Source organism: Ancylobacter sp. WKF20 (assembly GCF_029760895.1).
In the GTDB taxonomy this organism is placed as follows: domain Bacteria; phylum Pseudomonadota; class Alphaproteobacteria; order Rhizobiales; family Xanthobacteraceae; genus Ancylobacter.
Genome location: NZ_CP121679.1, coordinates 1,267,693 through 1,288,905, shown reverse-complemented (window position 1 = coordinate 1,288,905; position 21,213 = coordinate 1,267,693). Strand labels below are relative to the sequence as shown.

Sequence of the window (21,213 nt, the reverse complement as noted above, 5' to 3'; positions counted from 1 at the left end):
AGGGTCTACGCGGCGTCGCCGAAGAAGATGCGCGCGAGGCCGGCGGTGGCGACTTCCACCGCATGCTCGGAGGACAGGGTGATGTGGCGCTCCAGCAGCTCCGCCCCGCCCGCCGCGTCGCGCCGGCGCAGCGCCTCGATGATGGCGGCATGCTCGCGATACCCGGTGGCGCGCTGCGGCAGGGCTTCCAGCGCGATGCGGCGGAAGAAGCGGATGCGCGAGGAAATACCATCGAGCGCCAGCGCCATCTGCGCGTTGCGCGAGAGCCGCGTGAGCGCCATGTGGAACGCCTCGTCGGCGCGCGCGATGGCGGCCCATGAGCCTTCCTGCTCCAGCCGGTTGTGCTGCTCCCACGCGGCGACCGTCGCCTCGATCTCCGCCTGCGTGGCGCGACCACAGGCGAGCACGAAGGCAGCGCGCTCCACCGCCGCGCGCAGTTCGTAGAGGTCGCGCACCGCCTCGGGGGTGATCTCGCGGGCAAAGAAGCCCTTGTTCGGCACGGTGACGACGAAGCCGTCGCGCTCCAGCCGGTTCAGCGCCGCGCGCACCGGGGTGCGGCTGACATCGAGCTGCGCCGCCAGCTCCACCTCGTTGATCTTCTCGCCCGGCCGGAAGCGGTACTCGACCGCGAACTCCTTGATGATGGCGTAGATGCGCTCGACGCTGTCGGCCGCGCGGGGGCGCCGGGTGGCGGCCTCGGGGGCGCTCGCCTTGCTCTCTTCGTCACCCGCCATGCTCCGCGCCTCCCCGCGCCTTCCGCCCCTGCCCTGCATAGGGAGCGGGCAGTCTATGCCCAACATTTCCCGTTGTGCAGCCCGACGCGACTCCTAAAGTGTATTCACTTCAATCGGGGTGGCGATATGCGCATCATCGTGCTCGGCGGCGGGGTCGTGGGCGTGACCACCGCCTACCAGCTGCAGAAGGATGGCCACGACGTCGTGCTGCTGGAGCGCCATGCCGAGGTGGCCGACGAGACGAGCTGGGGCAATGCCGGGATGATCGCGCCTGGCCATTCCTTTGTCTGGTCCTCGCCCAAGGCGCCGATGACGCTGCTGAAATCGCTGGTGCTGAAGGATCAGGCGCTGCGCTTCCGTCTCTCGGCTGATCCGCGCCTCTACAGCTGGTCCTGGCGCTTCCTGATGGAATGCACCCACGCCAAGGCGCGCCGCAACACGCTGCTCAAGCACCGCCTCGCCGCCTATTCGCAGGCGGTGCTGCAGGAGGTGATCGGCGCGGAAGAGCTTGCTTATGACCGCAACGACGAGGGCATCCTGTATTTCCACCGCAGCCAGCAGGCGCTTGATGTCGGCGTCGCCAATATGCGGCTGCTGGAATCGGACGGTCAGCTCATCAAGGTGCTGGACCGCGACGCGGTGGTGGCGATGGAGCCGGCCTTCGCCCATGCCCGCGACAAGATCGCCGGCGCCATCTGGTGCCCGACCGACGAGACGGGCGATCCGGCCAAGTTCACCCGCGCGCTGGCCGCCATCGTCGCCCGGCGCGGCGGCGAGATCCGCACGGGCACGGCGATCACCGGCGTCGAGGTGGCGGGCGGCACCGTGACCGGCATCGCCACGGAGCGCGGGCGGGTGACGGGCGACGCCTATGTGCTGGCCATGGGCTCGGCCAGCGCCGGCCTCGCCCGCACCATCGGCATCGACCTGCCGATCTACCCGATCAAGGGCTATTCGCTGACCATTCCCATCGGCAACCAGCCGCGCCCGCCGAGCCTCGGCTGTGTCGACGAGCACAACCTTGTCGCGATCTCCCGCTTTGGCGACCGTATCCGCGTGACCGCCACCGCCGAATTCGCCGGCTATGACACCAGCCACAAGCCGGCCGACTTCGCCTTCATGAAGCGGGTGACGCAGGAGCTTTACCCCGAGGGCGCCGACTATGAGCGGGCCGAGATGTGGGCGGGGCTGCGGCCGATGACGCCGACCAACCTGCCCTTCTTCGGCCGGCGGCAGCTCGCCAATCTCTATCTCAACACCGGCCACGGCCATATTGGCTGGACCATGTCGCACGGCTCGGCGCGCATCACCGCCGATCTCATCGCCGGCCGCACGCCGGCCATTCCCATGGATGGGCTGGCCGCCTGAGCGCCGCCCCGCCCCGCAACCGGAGGTTCCGCCGATGACGCCGCACTCTGCCCTCGCCTCCCCCGTTATTCCCGATGCGCCGCGTGATCTCGGCGTCATGGCGTCCGAACTGGCGCCGCGTCTGGGCGCGCGGGCCACGATCGGCCTCGTCGTGCTCGCCACCGACCAGACCATCGAATACGAGTTCCGCAACCTGCTCGACCTCCCCGGTGTCGGCCTTTACGAGGCGCGGCTGCACAATGATGCCGAGATCAGCCCGCAGACGCTGCGCGCCATCGGCCCGCGCATCGCGCCGTCGGCCGAACTGATCCTGCCGGGCACGCCGGTCGATGTCGTCGCCTTCGGCTGCACCTCGGCGACCATGCTGCTGGGCGAGGATTATGTGTTTGGCGAGATCCGCAAGGCGCGGCCCGGCGTTGCCTGCACCACCCCGGTCACGGCGGCGCGGGCGGCGCTGAAGGCACTGGGCGCGCGTCGTGTCGCCATGCTCACGCCCTACGCGCCGGAGATCACCGCCGGCATGGCCGCGAGCTTTCAGTCGCAGGGATTCGATGTCGCGGCCTATGCCACCTTCGACCGGCGCGACGACCGGGACGCGGCCTGCATCTCGGTCGATTCCATCGTCGCCGGGGCGGAGCGGCTGGCGCGCGAGGCGCCGGGCATCGAGGCGATCTTCGTCTCCTGCACCAGCCTGCGCGTGGCGGAAGTGGTGACCCGCATCGAGGCGGCGACCGGCGTGCCGGTCACCTCCTCGAACCACGCCATGGCCTGGCATGCTGTGCGGCTCGCCGGCATTGACGATGCACCGGCCAATGCCGGCCGGCTCTTCGCGTGCGGGCTCGCCTGAAGGTTCAGGCGCGGCAGAAGTCTAGGGCCGCGCTGGCAGAGGCGACCACCTCGCTGAGAGGACGGTCGATGTCGATGGTCGTCACATCCGCCTCGCCGCTCGGGTCTTCCAGCGTGGCGAGCTGGCTGTCGAGCAGCGTCAGCGGCATGAAATGGCCGTCGCGCTGGCCCATGCGCGCGGCCAGCACATCCTTGGTCCCCGTCAGGAAGACGAAGCGGAGCGTGCCTGCACCGCGCAGATGGTCGCGATAGGTGCGGCGCAGCGCCGAGCAGGAGACGACGACGCCGCGCCCGGCGGCGCGGGTATCGAGCATCACCTGCCGGATCGCCTCCAGCCAGGGCTGGCGGTCGGCGTCGTCCAGCGGCTCGCCGCGCGCCATCTTGGCGATGCTGGCGGGCGGGTGCAGCGCATCGCCCTCGATGAAATCGGCGCCCAGCCGCGCGGCCAGCGCCGCGCCGACCGAGGACTTGCCGCAGCCACAGACACCCATGACCACGATAGCGGGCGGTGCCACGTCGTCCCTCAGCGTCATACGGCCTCGCTGAAGCGGAAATGGACCTTCATCGCCCGGCGCCGGTCGGAGGCGAGGGCGAAGGCGGCGTCGGCCTCCTCGATCGGGAAGCTGCCGGACAGCAGCGGGCTCAGGTCGACCTGCCGGGTCGAGACCAGTTCGGCGGCGCGGGCGAATTCTTCATCGAAGCGGAAGCTGCCGGCGATGTTCAGCTCCTTGGCGACGATGGCGTTCATCGGCAGCGGCAGCTCGCCACCAAGACCGATCAGCACGATGGTGCCGCGCGGGCGGGTGAGTTCGATGGCGCTGGTGAGCGCACGGCCATTGCCCGAGCATTCCAGCGTCACGTCGACCCGGCCCTTGTCCTGCGCAAGATCCGCCAGCGCCTCGGTGCCGCCGGAGACATCGACACAGCGCGTCGCCCCGAGCCGGGCGGCGATGGCGAGGGTTTCCGGGGCGATGTCGGTGGCGATGATGGTTTCCGCGCCCGCGAGCTTCGCCGCCGCGATGACCAGGCAGCCGATCGGCCCGCAGCCGGAGATCAGCACGGTCTTGCCGGTAAGGTCGCCGGCCTGCGCCACCGCGTGGAGCGCCACGGCGAAGGGCTCGCACAGCGCCGCGAGCGTCAGGTCGACATCGTCGGCGACCTTCACCGCCTGCGCCTCCGGCACGGTCATTTCCTCGCGGAAAGCGCCCTGCACATGGGGAAAGCGCATGGCGCTGCCGAAGAAGCGCATGTCGAGGCACTGGTTGCGCAGGCCGCGCCGGCAGTACTCGCACTCCCCGCACGGACCCGAGGGGTTCACCGCCACCTTGTCGCCGACCTTCACCGCCGTGACCTCAGTGCCCACCGCCTTCACCGTGCCGGCCACTTCATGGCCGAGCACCATGGGCTCGCGCAGGCGCACCACGCCGAAACCGCCCTGATGGAAGTAATGCAGGTCGGAGCCGCAGATACCGCCGGCGCCCATCTGCACGACGACGTCGCGCGGGCCCGGCGTCGCGGCGGGCATGGATTCCAGGCGCAGATCGTGCGGGGCGTGGATGACGATGGCACGCATGTCGGGCAGGTCCTTGGTCGGGAGAAAGTTACGGTGTGAATGACCCGCCTGTCAGCGGGTCATCCAGTGCAGCGGCCACATGACGATCTGCGGGAAGGCGACCAGCAGGAACATCACGACGGTCTGGGCGATGAGGAACGGCAGCACGCCGCGGATCACCCCGCCCATCGGCACCTTGGCGACGCCGCAGACCACGTTGAGCACCGTGCCGACCGGCGGCGTCACCAGCCCCAGCGCGTTGTTCATGATGAACAGCACGCCGAAATAGACCGGGTCGATGCCCGCCTGCTTCACCACCGGCATCAGCACCGGGGTGAGGATCAGCACGGTCGGCGTGAAGTCGAGCGCGGTGCCGATGATGAACACCAGCACCATCAGGATCGCCATCAGCAGGATCGGGCTGTCCATGAACGGCTCGACGAAGCCGGCGAGCTGCTGGGGAATGTCCGCCGTGGTGATGAGCCAGGCCGATACGCCCGCCGCCGCCACCAGGAACATGATCACCGCCGTGGTTTCCGCCGCGCGGTAGATCAGATGGAACAGGTCGCGCAGCTTGATCTCGCGGTAGATGAACAGGCCCACGACCAGCGAGTAGACGGCGGCGATCACGGCGGCTTCGGTCGGCGTGAAGATGCCGAACTTCAGGCCGCCGATGATGACCACCGGCAGCATCAGCGCCCAGAAGGCGTCGCGGGTTTCCACCAGCCGCTCCTTCATCGAGCGGCGCGGCTCGACGCGCGGGTTGTCCTTCTTGATGCACCAGCGCCAAGCCAGCATGATGGCGATACCCATCATCACCCCCGGCACGATGCCGGCGATGAACAGCTTGGTGATGGACACGCCGCCGGCGACGCCGAAGATGATCATGCCGATCGAGGGCGGGATGACCGGGGCGATGATGCCGCCGCAGGCGATGAGGCCGCAGGAGCGGTTCACGTCATAGCCGGCGTTGCGCATCAGCGGCACCAGCACCGAGGCCAGCGCGGCGGTATCGGCCACGGCCGAGCCCGAGAGCGAGGCCATGATGACCGCCGCCATCACCGCGACATAGCCGAGGCCGCCGCGAATATGGCCAACCCAGGCCATCGCCATGGTGATGATGCGCCGGGTCATGCCGCCGGCGTTCATGAACTCGCCGGCCAGCATGAAGAAGGGCACAGCCAGCAGCGGGAAGCTGTTGGCGCCGTCCCACATGTTCTGGATGATGATCTGCGGGTCGGTGATGCCCATGTAGAACATCATGGCGAGGCCGCAGCCGATCAGCGCGAAGGCGACCGGCATGCCCAGCGCCATGAGGCCGAGCAGCGATCCGATAAAAATGAAAACAATCATGACGCCGTGCCTTTGCGCGCGGTCTGCTCCGCCAGCTCGTGGTCGATCTCGTGGATTTCGGAGAGGCCCTCCTCGTTCACGTCGATCAGCTCGTCCTCGGCGACGTGACCCAGCACGAGGCGGACGAGATTGGCGGCGCAGATGAGGGCGATGGCGGTGCTGGTGATGTAGCTCACGCCGTAGACCCAGAGCGTCGAGATCTGCGCGACGGGCGAGGAATTGCCGGCGATGATGTCGTGCTGCAGCCAGGTGCCGTAGAACATGTAGAGGCTGCACAGCAGCATGATGGCCTGGCTGATGCCCCAGCACAGCTTGCGGCCGAGCAGCGGCAGCGCCCGCACCACCATATCGACGCCGAGATGGGCGCGCCGGTGCAGGCCGACGATGGCACCAAGAAAGGTAAGCCAGACGAAGGCAAAGCGCGGCAGCTCGTCGGACAGGTCGATGCCCGTGTTGAAGCCGAGCCTGAGCACCACATTGCTGAAGACGGTGACGAGCATGACGACCATGCACAGCACCATCAGCACCTCAAGCACGCGGTAGAACGTGGCGATCGCCAACTTGAGCAGTTGGTTCATCGAGACACCTCGGAAAAGCCGAGTGCCGCTTCGGCATCGGACGGAAGGGACGCGTCATCGAGTGGTTGTTCCGGCGGCGCGCGGAGGCGGCCGCCGGATCAGCGTCTCGGTCAGTTGGCGCTGCGGGCCTTTTCGATTTCGGCGTAGAAGCCGTCGACAAAGGCCTCGCCGATCTGCGGCTTGAACTTGGCGACCACCGGCTTCACCTGCTCCTGGATGCGGGCGAGCTGGTCGGCCGGAACCTCGTCAACTTCGACGCCGGCTTCCTTGAACTTGGCGATCACGTCGCGATTGCCTTCGTCGAGCAGCTTGCGCTGCAGCAGGCCCGCTTCCACCGCGGCCTTGCGGATCGCGTCCTGATCGGCGGGGGTCAGCGTGTCCCAGAACTTCTTCGAGGCGACGAGCGCGACCGGCGTGTAGACGTGGTTGGTGATGGAAATGTACTTCTGCACTTCCTGCATCTTGTTGGCGTACATGTGCAGGAGCGGGTTCTCCTGGCCGTCGATCGCCTTGACCTCGAGCGCCGGGAACACTTCAGAGAACGGCATCGGCGTCGCGTTGGCACCAATGGTCTTCCAGGTGTCGAGCGCCACCGGGTTGGCCATCACGCGCAGCTTTAGGCCGGTGATGTCGTCGAGCTTGGTGACCGGGCGGCGGCTGTTCGACAGGTTGCGGAAGCCCATGCCGGTCCAGGTCAGGCCGACAATGCCCGAGGGCTCGACCTTGGCGAAGATCTCCTTGGAGGAAGCGCCGTCAAGCACGGCGTACACTTCCTTGGTGTTCTGGAACATGAAGGGCAGATCCCAGACCTGCACTTCCTTCACCCGCGAGGAGAGCGGCGCCAGCGTGCCGATGTAGAATTCCTGCGTGCCGGCCTGCACGGCCTGGAGCTGCTTCTCGTCGCTGCCGAGAACGGCGCCGTGATAGGTCTGCACCTTCACATTGCCATTGGTGTAGGTGCCGACGAGCTCGGCGAACTTGTTCATCGCGGCCGCCTGCGGATGGCTCTCCGGCATGGCGTGGCCGACCTTGGCCTTGATCTCCGCGGCGGCGGGCAGCGCACCGAACAGGGTGGCGGCGAGCAGCGCTGCGGTGAAGGCACGGCGTCCGGTAACGGTCTTCATGGGTCTTCTCCTTGGTGCGATCTTCTTCGGGACGATCTGCGGCGTCGTCATGCGCCGCTTAGAGGACGGCCAGCATCCCGCCATCGACGTAGATGAGCTGGCCGTTGACGTAGTTGGAGGCGGGCGAGGCGAGGAAAACGGCGGCGCCCACCAGTTCGTCCGGCTGGCCCCAGCGACGTGCCGGGACGCGGCCCTTGACCCAGCCGTCAAAGGCCGGGTCGTTCATCAGCGCCTCGTTCATGTCGGTCGCCATGTAGCCGGGACCGATCGCGTTGGCCTGAATGCCGTGCTGGGCCCATTCCGCGACCATGGAATGGGTCAGTGTCTTGATGCCGCCCTTCGCCGCCGTGTAGGGGGCGACGGTGGCGCGCGCCGCCTGGCTCATCAGCGAGGCGATGTTGATGATCTTGCCGCCGCGCCCGCGCGCGATCATGCGGCGGGCCGCCTGCTGGCTGACCAGGAAGGCGCTGGTGAGATCGACCTCGATCACCCGGCGCCAATCGGCCGGATCGAGATCCACCATCGGCTTGCGGAACTGGATGCCGGCATTGTTCACGAGGATGTCGATCTCGATGCCCTCGGCGTCGAGCGCGGTGAAGGCATCGGCCACGGCCGCGTCATTGGTGACGTCGAAGGGCAGCGCATGGGCGGAAAGCCCCTCGCCTTCCAGCGTGCGGCACGCCGCCTCCGTGGTGTCCGGCTTCGTGCCGTTGAGCACGACGCGCGCGCCCGCCTGGGCAAGGCCACGAGCGATGCCGAGGCCGAGGCCGCGGGCCGAGCCGGTGATGAGGGCGGTACGCCCCTCGAGCGAAAAGAGCTGGGTGGACATAAGCGGGTCTTTCTCAGAGCGCGCTGCGGCGGCGGGTGATGTCGGGGCGCGTGAAGACTTCAGGGCGCAGTTCGAGGCCGAGGCCGGCGCCTTCCATGGGGTAGGCGAAGCCGTTCTCGATGCGCGGCAGGTTGGTCACCAGCTCGGTGTACCAGCCGCGATAGAAGGCGCGGACGGACTCCTGGATCAGCGTATTGGGCTGGCTGAACGAGCAATGGATGGCCGCGGCGAAGGCGACCGGGCCGGTGCAGTCATGCGGGGCGAAGGGCCGATGATAGGTGTCGGCCTGCGCGGCGATCTTGCGGCCCTCGGTGAGGCCACCGGTCCAGCACAGATCGACCATCACCACGCCTACCGCGTCGACATTCAGGAAATCCTGATAGGCGAAGCGCGAGCCGAGCGTCTCGCTGGCGCAGACCCACACATCGGTGGAGCGGGCATATTCGGCCAGCGCCTGCGGCGAGTTCATGCGGATCGGGTCTTCGTACCAGGTCGGTGCATAGGGCTCGAGCGCGCGGGCGATCTGCTTGGCGGTCGGCAGGTTCCACAGCGAGTGGAACTCGACCATGATCTCCATCTTGTCGCCGACCGCCTTGCGGATCTTCTCGAAGGGCTGGATCGCCGTCTTCATCTGCTCGGCGGTGATGTAGTTGCCGCCCGTTTCGATGCCGGCCGGGTCGAAGGGCCAGATCTTCATGGCGGTGATGCCTTCGTCGAGCAGGCTCTCAGCCAGCTCGTCGGCCCGGTTCATGAAGGCATCGAGATCCTCATAAGGCCCCTCGGCCTCGCCGATCCCCCAGGTGGAGACCGGCTTGATGCTCATCGAGCGGACATATTTGTAGCCGGCGCAGGTGTTGTAGAGGCGCAGCTTGTCATGGGCGAGGCCGCCCAGCATCTGGTGGACCGGCTGGTTGCAGACCTTGCCGAAAATGTCCCACAGGGCGAAGTCGATGGCCGAGGCGGCACGGTACTCAACACCGGTCGAGGCCTGCGCCAGCGGCAGGTTCACCATCTCGCGGTTGAGCGCCTCGATGCGCAGCGGATCGCGGCCGAGCAGCCGGCCCGCCAGCGTATCGTGAATATGCGCCTCGACCGCGCCCGCTCCATAGAAGGTCTCGCCCAGGCCGATCACGCCCTCGTCGGTGTGGACATGCACCCAGAGCAGATTGGCGAATTCGGCGAGGCGGATCGTCTCGATGGCTGTGATTTTCATGGCACTTGCTGGGAGTTCCGAGGGTACGCTCCGCCATCGTCCACCCGGTGGGGGCGAAGCTGGCAGCGAAACCGACGATGTGAGGCACAGATCCGCTATCCCGGCCCGCACGCGGCAGCCGGGGGATGGCGGACGATCAGGCTGCGGGCAGGCGCAGCGTCAGGTCAGGACGGCCCGTTCATGGCGTTCCTCCAGAGCCTTTTGGCTTTTGTCAGGGTCGAGCTCTTGATCGGCTCGTAGTTGAACCTCCGCGACGCTGGCGGTCTGGGCCGGCGTGCGGAAGGCGTTGGGATTCAGGCTGAGCAGATGGCGCATGTCGCGCTCGGCATCGTCGAGCAGCTCGATGATGGCGTCACCCGCCTCGGACGGGCGGCGATTCTCGATCGCCTCGCACACCCGGCGGTGCAGCGGCAGCGAATGGGCGCGCCCGCCAGGCACGGCGGCGACCCGCTCGAAGCAGATGCGCAGCACCGTCGCCATCACGCTCTGCAACTGCGTGACGAAGGGATTGGCGCAGGCGCGGATAATGGTGCTGTGGAATTTGAGGTCGGCGGCGACATAATCGCCCTTGCCGTCCACCGCCTCGGCCATCGCCTCATAGGCCTCGCGCAGCGCCTTGAGTTCGGCCGGCTTCGCCCGCTGGGCGGCGAGCCGCGCGGCGGCCGGCTCGATGATCCGTCGCAGTTCCATGATGTCGGAGCCGAGCGCGAGATCGACGCCATTGGCATCGGCGCGCCAGATCATCACCTCGGGGTCGAGCAGGCTCCAGCGGCTCTGCTCCAGCACCACCGTGCCGGTGCGACGGCGTGCTTCCACCATCCCCTTCGAGGCCAGCCCCTTGATCGCCTCGCGCAGCACGATCCGGCTGACGCCAAGCTGCGCGCACAACACCGGCTCGGCCGGAATCACCTGCCCCGGGCGATAACGGCCCGCGCAGATGTCCTTCCCCAACCGATCCAGGGTGTCGTGATAAAGGGTCATGCCAATCATCATACGTATGATGATTGGGTCGTCAATGCCCGTCAGCGCTCAGGACACAGAAGAGACGGGGGCACGCAAGCGCCCTACGCCTTACGTAGCAAGGCGCCTCCCCGCCGGCGCGCACGGCGGGGAGGCAATCATCACCGACCAAGGCGGGTGCCGTGCCAGGCGATGTGGTCGGCCATGAAGGTGGAGATGAAGAAGTAGGAATGGTCGTAGCCCTCGCGCAGGTTCAGCGTGAGGGGGATGCCGGCCTTCTGGCATGCAGCCGCCAGAAGCTCGGGCCGAAGGCCGGTCTTCAGGAACGGATCGGCCCCGCCCTGATCGACCAGGAACTCCGGGAAGCGCCGGCCATCCTCGATCAGCGCCACCGCATCATAGGCGCGCCATGCCGCCGGATCCGCGCCAAGATATTTCTCCAGCGCCGGGCGCGACCAGTCCGCCGTGCTCGGCTGGACGATGGGGGCGAAGGCCGAGCAGCTCCTGAAACGGTCCGGGTGCTTCAGCGCCATGGTCAGCGCGCCATGCCCGCCCATGGAGTGGCCGAAAATGCCCTGCCGGCCCATATCGGCGGGAAACGCCGCCGCGATCAGCGCGGTGAGTTCCTCGACGATATAGGAGTACATCCGGTAGTTCGCGGCATAGGGCGCCTGCGTCGCGTCGACATAAAAGCCCGCGCCCGACCCGAACTGCCAGTTGTCCTTCTCGTCCGGCACGTCCTCGCCGCGCGGCGAGGTGTCCGGGCAGACGATGATAACGCCCTGCGCCGCAGCGGCGGCGCGGTACTCGCCCTTTTCCATGACATTGGCATGGGTGCAGGTGAGGCCCGACAGATACCACAGCACTGGCACGGGGCCGGCTGCCGCCTGGGGCGGCACGAAGACGGCGAAGGTCATGGGCGTCCCCGTCACCGCCGATTGGTGGCGGTAGACGCCCTGCACGCCGCCATGCGAGCGCGCGGTCGAGATGGTCTCCAGCGCGCCCATCAGTAGATCACCACGGAGCGGATCGACTTGCCCTCATGCATCAGGTCGAAGGCGGTGTTGATCTCGTCGAGCGGCATGGTGTGGGTGATGAGATCATCGATGTTGATCTTGCCCTCCATGTACCAGTCGACGATCTTCGGCACGTCGGTGCGCCCGCGCGCGCCGCCGAAGGCCGAGCCGCGCCAGTTGCGGCCGGTCACCAGCTGGAACGGGCGGGTGGCGATTTCCGCGCCGGCCGGCGCGACGCCGATCACGATCGAGGTGCCCCAGCCGCGATGGCAGGCTTCCAGCGCCTGGCGCATCACATTCACATTGCCAGTGCAGTCGAAGGTGAAATCGGCGCCGCCATCGGTGAGATCCTGGATCGCCGAGACCACCTTGTCGTTGCCGACCTCCAGCGGGTTGATGAAGTCTGTCATGCCGAACTTCTTGGCCATCGCGACCTTGGCGGGGTTGATGTCCACGCCGATGATCTTGTCGGCGCCGACCATGCGCGCGCCCTGGATCACGTTGAGCCCGATGCCGCCAAGGCCGAACACCACGACATTCGCGCCCGGCCACACCTTGCCGGTGTAGACCACCGCGCCGATGCCGGTGGTGACGCCGCAGCCGATGTAGCAGATCTTGTCGAAGGGGGCGTCCTCGCGCACCTTGGCGAGCGCGATCTCCGGCAGCACAGTGAAGTTCGAGAAGGTCGAGCAGCCCATATAGTGGAAGATCTCGCCGCCGCGCCCGCCGACGGACTCGCAGGAGAAGCGGGTCGTGCGGTCCGGCATCAGGCCCTGGCCCTGCGTGGCGCGGATCGAGGTGCACAGGTTCGAGCGCTGCGACAGACAGGTTTTGCAGCTCCGGCATTCCGGCGTGTAGAGCGGAATGACATGGTCGCCGACCTTGAGCGAGGTCACGCCCGCGCCGACCTCGCGCACGATGCCTGCGCCCTCATGGCCGAGAATGGCGGGGAACTTGCCCTCGGAATCGAGGCCATCCAGCGTGTAGGCATCGGTGTGGCACACGCCGGTCGCCATGATCTCGACCAGAACCTCGCCGGGCTTCGGCCCGCCGATCTCGATGGTTTCGATGGTCAGCGGCTTCTTGGCTTCCCAGGCAACGGCAGCACGCGATTTCATGGTCTTTCCCTCGTTCTGGTTTGATGGGCCGCTGCGAAGGCGCGGCTATTTCAGATAGGTGCGCAGGATGGTGGTGATCTCGTCCAGCTCGCCATCAAAGGGGCCAGGCTGGTGGCCCGGCGCGCCCGGCCCGAAGGTCTCGCGCAGATGGCTTTCCAGCACCTCGGCCATCAAGCCGCCGACGGCGCCGCGCAGCGCCGCGATCTGCTGGAGCAGCGGGCGGCAATCCGTGCCCGCCTCGACCGCCCTCTCGAGCGCCTCAGCCTGCCCCCTGATCCGCCGCAGCCGCGTGAGGGCCCGTTTCTTGTCGTCCGGCGAATGAGGCATCCGACATCACCCAGTCGCGCATAAGCGCGCTTTGCATGGCTCAATATACTGCCGGGAGTATCCAGGCAAGGGAGGGCAGCCGGGCTGCGGGGGCTGATGAAGCGGGTATTCCGCTTGGGTCCCATCGACGACGCGAAAGCTAGGGATCACCAAGTTTGTATGTGGAGAGGAGAGAGCGGGTTTGGCGGAAGGGGTGGGATTCGAACCCACGGTGGGCTTGCACCCACGGCGGTTTTCAAGACCGCTGCCTTAAACCACTCGGCCACCCTTCCGCGTGCGGGCGCTTGGCCCGGCGGGGCGGACGCGTTGCGGGTCCGCTGCGCCCTTGTTCCCAAACTCGGGCACTTTGGCAAGCGGCAAACGGAGCCGCCGGTGGGAGACGGCACGAGCTTTCAGGCTGAGAACGCCGATATGTACCCCTGCCCCATCGTCGCCCTTCCCCCGAACGATCCCGGCCTGCGAAATAGCCCCGCCCGCGATAACGCGCGGCGTCGATTCCATCTGGACGCACGCCGTCGCGATCAGCGGCCTTCTCTGTCGGCCAACCCGCCTAAGGCGCAGCGTCATGCGCCTGTGCGCACGGGGCGCGCGGCTGACGGTTCGCTACGGCGTGGACGGCGATGTCCAGCCCGGAATGGTCCAGGCGGGGCTGGTCCACATGCGCGGGCGGGCGTCCGTGGTGGTGGCCTCGCCAGCGCCCTGGGCCGGGGCGGCGGGCGTGCGCGCCCCCCTGCCGGTTGTCGCTCCCGGCGCGCTACGGGTCGCCACGGTACGCCGTTCGGTCATGAAGCTTTGCGTCTGCCCGAGAATCATCTGCTGCACCACCGGTGCCGTCGGCAGCTGCGCATGGCTGACGAAGCGCGCGCCCGACGCCCAGGCGTCGACATTCACCGCGCCGCGCACATCGGCGAAGCCCGGCCCGTGGATGTTGATGCAGCGGGGCACGGGGCAGGATGGCGGCGCCGGCGCCGCGTCGATGGTGATGATCACCGGCGCCGGCTGGCCGGCCGCGATCAGCTTGCGGGCATAGCGCAGAGCCGTGTCGCCGCCCATGGAGTGGCCGATGATGATGTCCGGCACGATGCCCTGCGTCCGGGTCATCAGATGCGAGTCGGTGCGTGTGCGAAAACCTTGCCGCTGCAACGGACCGGCCAGTGCGGAGACGCCGATATAGTCGCTCTCGACATACACGCCGAGCCCATCCAGCAGCAGCACGAGGGGCGGCGGCGGAGGAGCGGCGGCTTCAACTTCGGGTGTCTGCGCCAAAGCGGGGCCGGACAACCACAAGCATCCGGCCAGCATGACGACCGGGGCTCCCAAGGTTGCTGGCCGCCGGCGGACTCGTCCTGGCAGACATGCCGCGCGCAGCTTTGCATCTCGACTGATCATGGGTCGAGAAGTGCTGGCGACGGGCGGCGATTTCAAGGCAGTGGGAAGGATAATGTGCGGTTCCGTCCCCTGCCGCAGCGTCCAACGCGTGCCGCGTCAGGCGGCGCGGCGCAGCGCCGCGTGATGCGGCTGCAGCCCGCAGGCGGCCGACCATGTCTCGAACGCAACCCAGGCGTCCCGCTGCTGCTGGGGTAGCTCCGCCGATTCCATCTGGGTCAGCAGCATCTCGGCGAATCGGCCGAGGCGGTCATGCCGCAAGGAGCGGATGAGGTGGATGGCGCCTTGAAGCGAGCGGATTTCGAGCTCCTCGTGGCCGACGCGTACGAGCAGCGGGGTCGGCTGGAAGTCCTTGACGTCGTTCGACATGCCTTCGTCCTCCCTGTGTGAACGGCCTTGTGGGGAAAGGGCGTGACCTGGCCGGAAGGTCCGCCTGTTTGCCGAGCATCGCAGTCAATCGTAGCGCAACAATGACACAGTCAAGCGGAGTGGCGATGAACCGGCGTCATTCTAGCCCTGTCGGGCGCTTCCCCATTACACCTTTTGGTGATGATCACGGCTGGGTGCCATGAAGAATATGGCACATCGTACCTTGCATCCGGCATTCCAGCGTCTTGCGGGCGGCGAGCGCCGATCTTGACCAATCTTTCTTTCCCTTGGGACAGAACAGCCTAGTTGTTCCGCATCGGATCGGCGGCGCTATGTGCCTTGCCGGGATGCCGGCCTCGCCGTTGAACGCCGCCAACGTCATGCGCGCTCGTCCGAGAGATCCTTCATCGCGCGAATACTTAATATGTATTCGTCATCTCGCTACTGCGAGCGAAATAGATATGAATGCTGCCCTGCAGCAGCGAATACATATTGCAATCACCTCGATACATCATGTTACGCTGCGTTCGGCGGCGAAAGACCGCCCTCAAGGAGGAAACGCCAATGAAATTTCGTATGACCCTTGCCGCGGCGGCCGCGGCGAGCCTGATGTTTGCTGCGCCGGCCTTCGCGCAGGACGAACTTGCCCACGCGCCGGCCGTCACGGCCTATGTGAAGAAGAATGTGCAGCCCTGGCTGAGCGATCCGGTGATCGTCGCGGCGGTCATCGCCTCCAACAAGGCGCATGCCCGGCTGATGCAGACCGACATCGATGCGCTCGACCAGAAGTGGAAGGACAAGGACCAGGCGCTGCGCGACTCCACGATGAAGAACCCGGCGGCCGCTTTCCTGGTGAAGAAGAAGGAAGCCTCCGGCGGTGTCATCACCGAAGCCTTCGTGATGGATGATCGCGGCCTGAACGTCGCCCAGACCGACGGCACGTCCGACATGTGGCAGGCGGACGAGGCCAAGTGGCAGAAGTCCTATGCGGCCGGGCCCGGCACAATCTTCGTCGACAAGGTGGAGGAGGACGGCGGCAAGAAGATCGCCCAGGTCAGCGTGACCATCTCCGACAAGGATGTGGCGATCGGCGCGATCACGCTCGGCATCGATGTCGATAAGTTGAAGTAGGCCGTATCGTCTCTCCCGAGAACGGCGGGGCGGCATCACGCCGCCCCTTTTTCCTGCGCATCTGCGGGCGTTGATGATCGACCCCCGGCGGTGCATCGGCTAGGTTCCCGCAGCCGGGAAAGACAGGAGAGCACGACATGTTTCTTGCCATGAATCGCTTCAAGGTGAAGCAGGGCTCGGAAGCCGATTTCGAGACCGTCTGGCGCGAGCGCGACAGCCACCTCAACACCGTGTCCGGCTTCGTCGCCTTCAATCTGCTGCGCGGCCCGGCGAAGGAGGATCACACCCTCTACGCCTCGCACACGATCTGGCGCTCGCGCGAGGATTTCGAGAACTGGACGCGCTCGGAGGCCTTCCGCGCCGCCCATCGCAATGCCGGCGGCAACAAGCCGCTTTATGTCGGCCACCCTGAGGTCGAGCTGTTCGACAGCGTGATCGCGCTGGACAACCAGCAGGCCGCCTGAGCCTGCCGCGGGCCGATCGGACGCCCCTCCCCGTCCCCCGCGCAGCCCGGACCTGCGCGGGGCGGAGTTGACGGATGGCGGCAGCTGGCTTAACGCCTCGCGATCCTTTCAAGTCCGGGTTCCGACAGGCCATGGCCGAAATCGCGTCGACCGACGCCTCCGCCGCGCGCGGCGAGGCGCCGCGTATCTCCTTCGTTTCGCTGGGTTGCCCCAAGGCGCTCGTCGACAGCGAACGCATCGTCACCAGCCTGCGCTCGGAAGGCTATGAGCTGTCGCGCCATCATGAGGGCGCGGATCTGGTGATCGTGAACACCTGCGGCTTCCTCGACAGCGCCAAGGCCGAGAGCCTCGCCGCCATCGGCGATGCGCTGAAGGAGAACGGCAAGGTTATCGTCACCGGCTGCATGGGCGCCGAGCCGGAGCAGATCCGCGCCGTGCATCCGGGCGTGCTCGCCGTCACCGGCCCGCAGCAATATGAGAGCGTGCTGGCCGCCGTGCATCAGGCGGTGCCGCCGCAGCACGATCCGTTCCTCGATCTCGTGCCGCCGCAGGGCATCAAGCTCACCCCGCGTCACTACGCTTACCTAAAGATTTCAGAGGGTTGCAACAATCGCTGCACCTTTTGCATCATCCCCAAGCTGCGCGGCGATCTGGTCAGCCGACCGGCTGCCGACGTGCTGCGCGAGGCTGAACGGCTGGTGACGGCCGGCGTCAAGGAACTGCTCGTCATCTCGCAGGACACCTCCGCCTATGGCGTCGATTTGCGCTACGCGGAGAGCCAGTGGAAGGATCGGCAGGTCCGCGCGCGCTTCCTCGATCTCGCCCGCGAACTCGGTACGCTCGGCGCCTGGGTGCGCATGCACTATGTCTACCCCTACCCGCATGTCGACGAGGTCATCGGTCTGATGGCGGATGGGGTGATCCTTCCCTATCTCGACATTCCCTTCCAGCACGCCTCCCCGACCGTGCTGAAGCGCATGAAGCGTCCGGCGGCGCAGGAGAAGACGCTGGCCCGCGTGCAAGCCTGGCGCGCCGCCTGCCCCGAGCTGACGCTGCGCTCGACCTTCATCGTCGGATTCCCCGGCGAGACCGAGGCCGAGTTCCAGGAGCTGATCGACTTCCTTGAGGAAGCTGAACTCGATCGTGTCGGCTGCTTCAAATATGAGCCGGTCGATGGCGCGCCCGCCAATGCGCTTGGCCAGGCCGTGCCGGATGAGGTGAAGGAAGAACGCTGGAAGCGCTTCATGGAAGTGCAGCAGCGCGTCTCCGCCCGTCGGCTGAAGCGCAAGGTCGGCACGCGCCAGCAGGTCATCATCGACTCGGTCGGGCCGACGGTGGCGGTCGGCCGCTCCAAGGCGGATGCGCCGGAGATCGACGGCGTGGTGCACGTCGCCTCGCGCCGCCCGCTGCGCGTCGGCGAGATCACCACGGTGAAGATCGAGCGCGCGGACGCCTATGACCTGCACGGCACGGCGGTCGGCTTCTGACCACCGGCAGGGCTGGCGCTCTCAGGGCGCCATCACCCGCGTCAGTTCCTCGCGGGGGATGATGTTCTCGTCCACCGTCGGCCAGGCAAGGGCGACGGTGTAGGCGAGCGTCACGGCGAAGGCGATGGAGAAGGTCGCCAGGCTGATGATGAGCTGCGGGCGCTTGCCGACATGCAGTGCCGCCAGCCCGATCTGCGAGAGCACGCCCAGCAGCACCACCACGGCCCAGCGGTGCGGCGCCAGATCGACATGCAGGATGAAATAGCGGTCGGTACGCAGCCGCCGCAATTCGCCCTGCCCCGCCAGCAGCGCGGCGCGCAGATGCCCGGCGATCTGGGAGCGCGCTTCCTCCTCGGCGATCGCGGTGACCAGCGCGTCGAAGCGCTCGGTCACGACAGCTTGCGGGTAGGTCCAGCCCTCATCCCACTCGTTCTGCGACAGCGCCCGCGCATAGGCCCCCAGCGCGTCGTCGATGCGCTGGCACGGCGCGCCGCAAATGCGCGCCACGTCGAGCATGGCGTCGAGCCGCTGGACTTCCTGCAGCACGGTCTGGGCGAACTTGGTCTCGCGCTGCCAGATGTCGCTCATCATGAAGGCGAGGAACAGCGCGAAGGGCAGCGTCAGCGCGCCGAGATAGGAGGTGGCGAGTTCCTTGGGCTGGAACCACGCCACGAAGCGCGGGAGCATGGCGACCCAATAGATCACCAGCCCGGAGAGAAGGGGCACCAGCGCGAACAGCGCCACCAGCACCCAGTACTCGCCGACGATGAGCTGCATCCAGTTCATGGCCGCAGCTCCCTCGCCGCTACTTCGCCGCCAGAAGATCGCGCAGCGTGCCCTCGATCACCGTGGTCGCGGCCTTGAGGTCGCTGATGCGCACATGCTCATCCGCCGCATGGGCGTTCGCTTCCAGAATGGAGCGCGGCCCGGCGCCGTAGAGAATGGTCGGAATGCCCGCCGCGGTGTAGTGGCGCGCATCGGTATAGAGCGGCACGGCGGTCGCCGGCGGCGTCTCGCCCAGCACGGCGGTTGCGTGCTTCTGCACGATCTCGACCAGACGCTCGGTGCCCGGCAGCGTGCGCAGCGGCTCGGCGAGGATGATGCGGCGGCATTCGAGCTCGATGCCCGGCCGCCCGGCGACGGCTTGCTCGATCAGCGCCGCCAACTCGGCCTCGACGGCAAGTCCGTCCTCTTCCGGCGTTAGGCGCCGGTCGACGCGCATGACGATACGGTCCGGCACCACATTGGTGTTGATGCCGCCCGAGATCAGGCCGACCGTGATCTTGGGCGACCCGATGCCCGGCGTGGCGCTGGTGATGCCGTAGAGGCGCTTGCGCTCACCATAGATGGCGGTGAGGATCGCGTTCGCTGCCTCCAGCGCATCGGCGCCGGTCTCCGGCATGGCGGCGTGCGCCTGCTTGCCGCGCACGACGATTTCGAGGTGCAGGCAGCCATTATGGGCGATCACCACGGCGTAGGAGAAGCCGGCGGAGATCGCGAAGTCCGGCTTGGTGATCTCGTGCTCGATCAGCCATTTCGGCCCGACGAAGCCGCCCGCCTCTTCGTCATAGGTGAAGTGCAGCTCGACCGTGCCGTCGAGGTCCTCCGGGCGCTCCTTCAGCGCCAGCAGGGCGAAGGCGTAGGTGGCGAAATCGGATTTGGAGACGGCGGCGCCGCGCCCATAGATCGCCCCGCCGCGCTCCTCGGCGCCGTAGGGATCATAGGTCCAGCCCTCGCCAGGTGGCACCACGTCGCCATGGGCATTGAGCGCGATCACCGGCCCCTGCCCGCTGCCGAAGCGCTCGCGCACCACGAGGTTCACCACCGACTTCATGCCGTAGGTCTTCACGAAGGGCTCGGGCACCGGATGGCGCTCGACGGTGAAGCCCAGCTCCTCCAGCAGCTGGCCGGCGACCTCCGCATGGGGGGCGCAATCGCCGGGCGGGTTATCGCTCGGCACGCGCACCAGCGCCTTGAGGAATTCGACTTCGCGCGCGAGGGGCGCCTTGTCGTCGCCGGGGATGGTCACGTCTCTACTCCGCCTGTGGCTTCGCTGAGTTGCGGAAGCTGGAAACGCTCGATGAAGCGCACCAGCGCGGCCGCCGCAAGCCCCATATCGTCGGGGGAGGCGTATTCGGCCGGGTTATGGCTGATCCCGCCGCGGCAGCGCACGAACAACATGCCGATCGGGCACAGCGCGGACATGGCCTGCCCGTCATGCCCGGCGCCGGAAGCCAGCGTCGGCGCGCGATGGCCGACAGCGGCGACCGCGTTGCGCAGGCGCAGTTGCAGGTCGCGGAAGCACGGCACGGTCGCGACCTCGTGGAAGGCCGAGATGACGACGCCGAGATGGCGCAGATCGGCGATGCGGTGTGCCTCGCGTTCGAAGCGCTCCAGCGCGTCGCGCCGTGACAGGTCCGAACCGGAGCGCAGATCGACGGTGAAGACGACGCGCGAGGGAATGACGTTGATTGAGCCGGGCTCGACATGCACGCGCCCGACCGTCGCCACCATGCCGTGCGGGTCGGCCTTGGCGATGCGCTCGACCGCCAGCGCCATTTCCGCCGCGCCGAGCAGCGCATCGCGGCGCATGGTCATCGGCACAGTGCCGGCGTGGCCCGCCTCGCCGGTTACGGTGACGGAGAGGCGCGAGGCGCCGGCAATGGCGGTGACGACGCCGAGCGGTTCACCCTCGGCTTCCAGCACCGGGCCCTGCTCGATATGCGCCTCGACATAGGCGATGACCTTATTGGGGTCATAGGCGGCGGCGGGAATGTCGTCGGGGTTCTTGCCATAGGCAAGCAGCGCGTCGCGGTAGCTCACCCCATCCGCATCGCGCACGGTGAGATTGGCCGGCGAGAAAATGCCGGCGACAGCGGCCGAGGCCGACAGCGTGGTGGGAAAGCGCGTGCCTTCCTCGTCGCCAAAGGCCAGCACGTCGATGCCGAAGGGCTTGGTGACGCCGGCCTTGCGGATCTCGTCCAGCGCGAGAATGCCGAGGACTACGCCGAGCGTGCCGTCATACTTGCCGGCATTGCCGACCGTGTCGATATGCGAGCCGATGAGCAGGCGCGGTGCGTCGGGGCCGGCGGGGTGCCAGTGGCCGCGCACGGTGCCCAGCGCATCCTCGGAAACCTCGAGCCCGGCCGCGCGCATCCATGCGGCCACGCGATCGGCGGCGCGGCGATGTTCGGGGGTGAGGAAGAAGCGGGTCAGCCCGTCCGCAGTGGCGGAGATCGCGCCCAGTTCCTCGATCATGGCGGCGGCGCGCGCGCCCAGCGCAGCGATGTCCAGCGGCACGGTCATGATGTCGGTTCGGCGCCTCCACTGGATGCCGCGGTGAATCCGCCAGCCGGCC

Annotated in this window: 22 protein-coding genes and 1 tRNA gene; 5 read left to right on the top strand and 18 right to left on the bottom strand. The window is 67.4% G+C overall.

Features of this window, described 5'->3' with window-relative positions; all coding sequences use genetic code 11:
- Nucleotides 1–5: 5 nt before the first annotated feature.
- Nucleotides 6–734, bottom strand: coding sequence for a GntR family transcriptional regulator (locus AncyloWKF20_RS05915; protein ID WP_279316970.1), 729 nt, complete (start codon nucleotides 732–734; stop codon nucleotides 6–8).
- Between the two features lie 126 nt (nucleotides 735–860).
- On the opposite strand from AncyloWKF20_RS05915, the gene AncyloWKF20_RS05910 reads away from it, so the two are divergent.
- Nucleotides 861–2,102 (top strand): D-amino acid dehydrogenase, encoded by a 1,242-nt coding sequence (locus AncyloWKF20_RS05910; protein ID WP_279316969.1) that lies wholly within the window; start codon nucleotides 861–863, stop codon nucleotides 2,100–2,102.
- Between the two features lie 34 nt (nucleotides 2,103–2,136).
- Nucleotides 2,137–2,949: an Asp/Glu racemase gene (locus tag AncyloWKF20_RS05905; protein ID WP_279316968.1), complete on the top strand. Its 813-nt coding sequence runs from the start codon at nucleotides 2,137–2,139 to the stop codon at nucleotides 2,947–2,949.
- Nucleotides 2,950–2,953: 4 nt separating this feature from the next.
- Here AncyloWKF20_RS05905 and AncyloWKF20_RS05900 read toward each other — a convergent pair whose 3' ends face one another.
- The 14 genes from AncyloWKF20_RS05900 to AncyloWKF20_RS05835 all read right to left on the bottom strand — a co-directional run bounded on the left by AncyloWKF20_RS05900 (nucleotide 2,954) and on the right by AncyloWKF20_RS05835 (nucleotide 14,773).
- Complete coding sequence (locus AncyloWKF20_RS05900) at nucleotides 2,954–3,481, bottom strand: gluconokinase (RefSeq protein ID WP_279316967.1); 528 nt, start codon at nucleotides 3,479–3,481, stop codon at nucleotides 2,954–2,956.
- Entirely contained in the window at nucleotides 3,478–4,521 is a 1,044-nt protein-coding gene (locus AncyloWKF20_RS05895) for an L-idonate 5-dehydrogenase (protein WP_279316966.1), read from the bottom strand. The genes AncyloWKF20_RS05900 and AncyloWKF20_RS05895 overlap by 4 nt, the downstream gene beginning before the upstream one ends.
- 51 nt (nucleotides 4,522–4,572) lie before the next feature.
- A complete protein-coding gene (locus AncyloWKF20_RS05890; protein WP_279316965.1) occupies nucleotides 4,573–5,853 on the bottom strand; it encodes a TRAP transporter large permease subunit in 1,281 nt (426 codons plus the stop codon).
- Nucleotides 5,850–6,431, bottom strand: coding sequence for a TRAP transporter small permease (locus AncyloWKF20_RS05885; protein ID WP_279316964.1), 582 nt, complete (start codon nucleotides 6,429–6,431; stop codon nucleotides 5,850–5,852). Before AncyloWKF20_RS05885 ends, AncyloWKF20_RS05890 begins: the two co-directional genes overlap by 4 nt.
- A 110-nt stretch (nucleotides 6,432–6,541) precedes the next feature.
- Nucleotides 6,542–7,555 (bottom strand): TRAP transporter substrate-binding protein, encoded by a 1,014-nt coding sequence (locus tag AncyloWKF20_RS05880; RefSeq protein WP_279316963.1) that lies wholly within the window; start codon nucleotides 7,553–7,555, stop codon nucleotides 6,542–6,544.
- A gap of 58 nt (nucleotides 7,556–7,613) precedes the next feature.
- Nucleotides 7,614–8,384 carry an SDR family oxidoreductase gene (locus tag AncyloWKF20_RS05875; protein ID WP_267582349.1) on the bottom strand — a complete coding sequence of 257 codons (771 nt, stop codon included), beginning with the start codon at nucleotides 8,382–8,384 and terminating at the stop codon, nucleotides 7,614–7,616.
- Between the two features lie 13 nt (nucleotides 8,385–8,397).
- Nucleotides 8,398–9,597: a mandelate racemase/muconate lactonizing enzyme family protein gene (locus tag AncyloWKF20_RS05870; protein ID WP_279316962.1), complete on the bottom strand. Its 1,200-nt coding sequence runs from the start codon at nucleotides 9,595–9,597 to the stop codon at nucleotides 8,398–8,400.
- 159 nt (nucleotides 9,598–9,756) lie between these two features.
- Nucleotides 9,757–10,578, bottom strand: a complete 822-nt coding sequence (locus tag AncyloWKF20_RS05865; RefSeq protein WP_279316961.1) for a FadR/GntR family transcriptional regulator — start codon at nucleotides 10,576–10,578, stop codon at nucleotides 9,757–9,759.
- Between the two features lie 140 nt (nucleotides 10,579–10,718).
- On the bottom strand, nucleotides 10,719–11,564 hold the full coding sequence (fghA, locus tag AncyloWKF20_RS05860; protein WP_279316960.1) for an S-formylglutathione hydrolase: 846 nt from the start codon (nucleotides 11,562–11,564) through the stop codon (nucleotides 10,719–10,721).
- Nucleotides 11,564–12,691, bottom strand: coding sequence for an S-(hydroxymethyl)glutathione dehydrogenase/class III alcohol dehydrogenase (locus tag AncyloWKF20_RS05855; protein WP_279316959.1), 1,128 nt, complete (start codon nucleotides 12,689–12,691; stop codon nucleotides 11,564–11,566). Before AncyloWKF20_RS05855 ends, fghA begins: the two co-directional genes overlap by 1 nt.
- Before the next feature lie 45 nt (nucleotides 12,692–12,736).
- Entirely contained in the window at nucleotides 12,737–13,018 is a 282-nt protein-coding gene (locus tag AncyloWKF20_RS05850) for a metal/formaldehyde-sensitive transcriptional repressor (RefSeq protein ID WP_213755077.1), read from the bottom strand.
- A gap of 182 nt (nucleotides 13,019–13,200) precedes the next feature.
- Nucleotides 13,201–13,290 (bottom strand) — tRNA-Ser (locus AncyloWKF20_RS05845).
- A gap of 331 nt (nucleotides 13,291–13,621) precedes the next feature.
- Nucleotides 13,622–14,299: a hypothetical protein gene (locus AncyloWKF20_RS05840; protein WP_279316958.1), complete on the bottom strand. Its 678-nt coding sequence runs from the start codon at nucleotides 14,297–14,299 to the stop codon at nucleotides 13,622–13,624.
- Nucleotides 14,300–14,503: 204 nt separating this feature from the next.
- Nucleotides 14,504–14,773 carry a hypothetical protein gene (locus AncyloWKF20_RS05835; protein WP_279316957.1) on the bottom strand — a complete coding sequence of 90 codons (270 nt, stop codon included), beginning with the start codon at nucleotides 14,771–14,773 and terminating at the stop codon, nucleotides 14,504–14,506.
- Nucleotides 14,774–15,337: 564 nt separating this feature from the next.
- Between AncyloWKF20_RS05835 and AncyloWKF20_RS05830 the strand changes: the two genes are divergently transcribed.
- The 3 genes from AncyloWKF20_RS05830 to rimO all read left to right on the top strand — a co-directional run bounded on the left by AncyloWKF20_RS05830 (nucleotide 15,338) and on the right by rimO (nucleotide 17,855).
- Nucleotides 15,338–15,904 (top strand): hypothetical protein, encoded by a 567-nt coding sequence (locus AncyloWKF20_RS05830; protein WP_279316956.1) that lies wholly within the window; start codon nucleotides 15,338–15,340, stop codon nucleotides 15,902–15,904.
- A gap of 137 nt (nucleotides 15,905–16,041) precedes the next feature.
- A complete protein-coding gene (locus AncyloWKF20_RS05825; RefSeq protein WP_279316955.1) occupies nucleotides 16,042–16,368 on the top strand; it encodes an antibiotic biosynthesis monooxygenase in 327 nt (108 codons plus the stop codon).
- A 131-nt stretch (nucleotides 16,369–16,499) separates the two neighbouring features.
- Complete coding sequence (gene rimO / locus AncyloWKF20_RS05820) at nucleotides 16,500–17,855, top strand: 30S ribosomal protein S12 methylthiotransferase RimO (protein WP_279316954.1); 1,356 nt, start codon at nucleotides 16,500–16,502, stop codon at nucleotides 17,853–17,855.
- A 21-nt stretch (nucleotides 17,856–17,876) separates the two neighbouring features.
- Here rimO and AncyloWKF20_RS05815 read toward each other — a convergent pair whose 3' ends face one another.
- The 3 genes from AncyloWKF20_RS05815 to AncyloWKF20_RS05805 are packed head-to-tail and all read right to left on the bottom strand — an operon-like array spanning nucleotide 17,877 to nucleotide 21,161.
- Nucleotides 17,877–18,641: a DUF4239 domain-containing protein gene (locus tag AncyloWKF20_RS05815; RefSeq protein WP_279316953.1), complete on the bottom strand. Its 765-nt coding sequence runs from the start codon at nucleotides 18,639–18,641 to the stop codon at nucleotides 17,877–17,879.
- Nucleotides 18,642–18,660: 19 nt separating this feature from the next.
- A complete protein-coding gene (locus AncyloWKF20_RS05810) occupies nucleotides 18,661–19,884 on the bottom strand; it encodes an ArgE/DapE family deacylase (protein WP_279316952.1) in 1,224 nt (407 codons plus the stop codon).
- Nucleotides 19,881–21,161 (bottom strand): allantoate amidohydrolase, encoded by a 1,281-nt coding sequence (locus tag AncyloWKF20_RS05805; RefSeq protein ID WP_279316951.1) that lies wholly within the window; start codon nucleotides 21,159–21,161, stop codon nucleotides 19,881–19,883. Before AncyloWKF20_RS05805 ends, AncyloWKF20_RS05810 begins: the two co-directional genes overlap by 4 nt.
- Nucleotides 21,162–21,213: the final 52 nt, after the last annotated feature.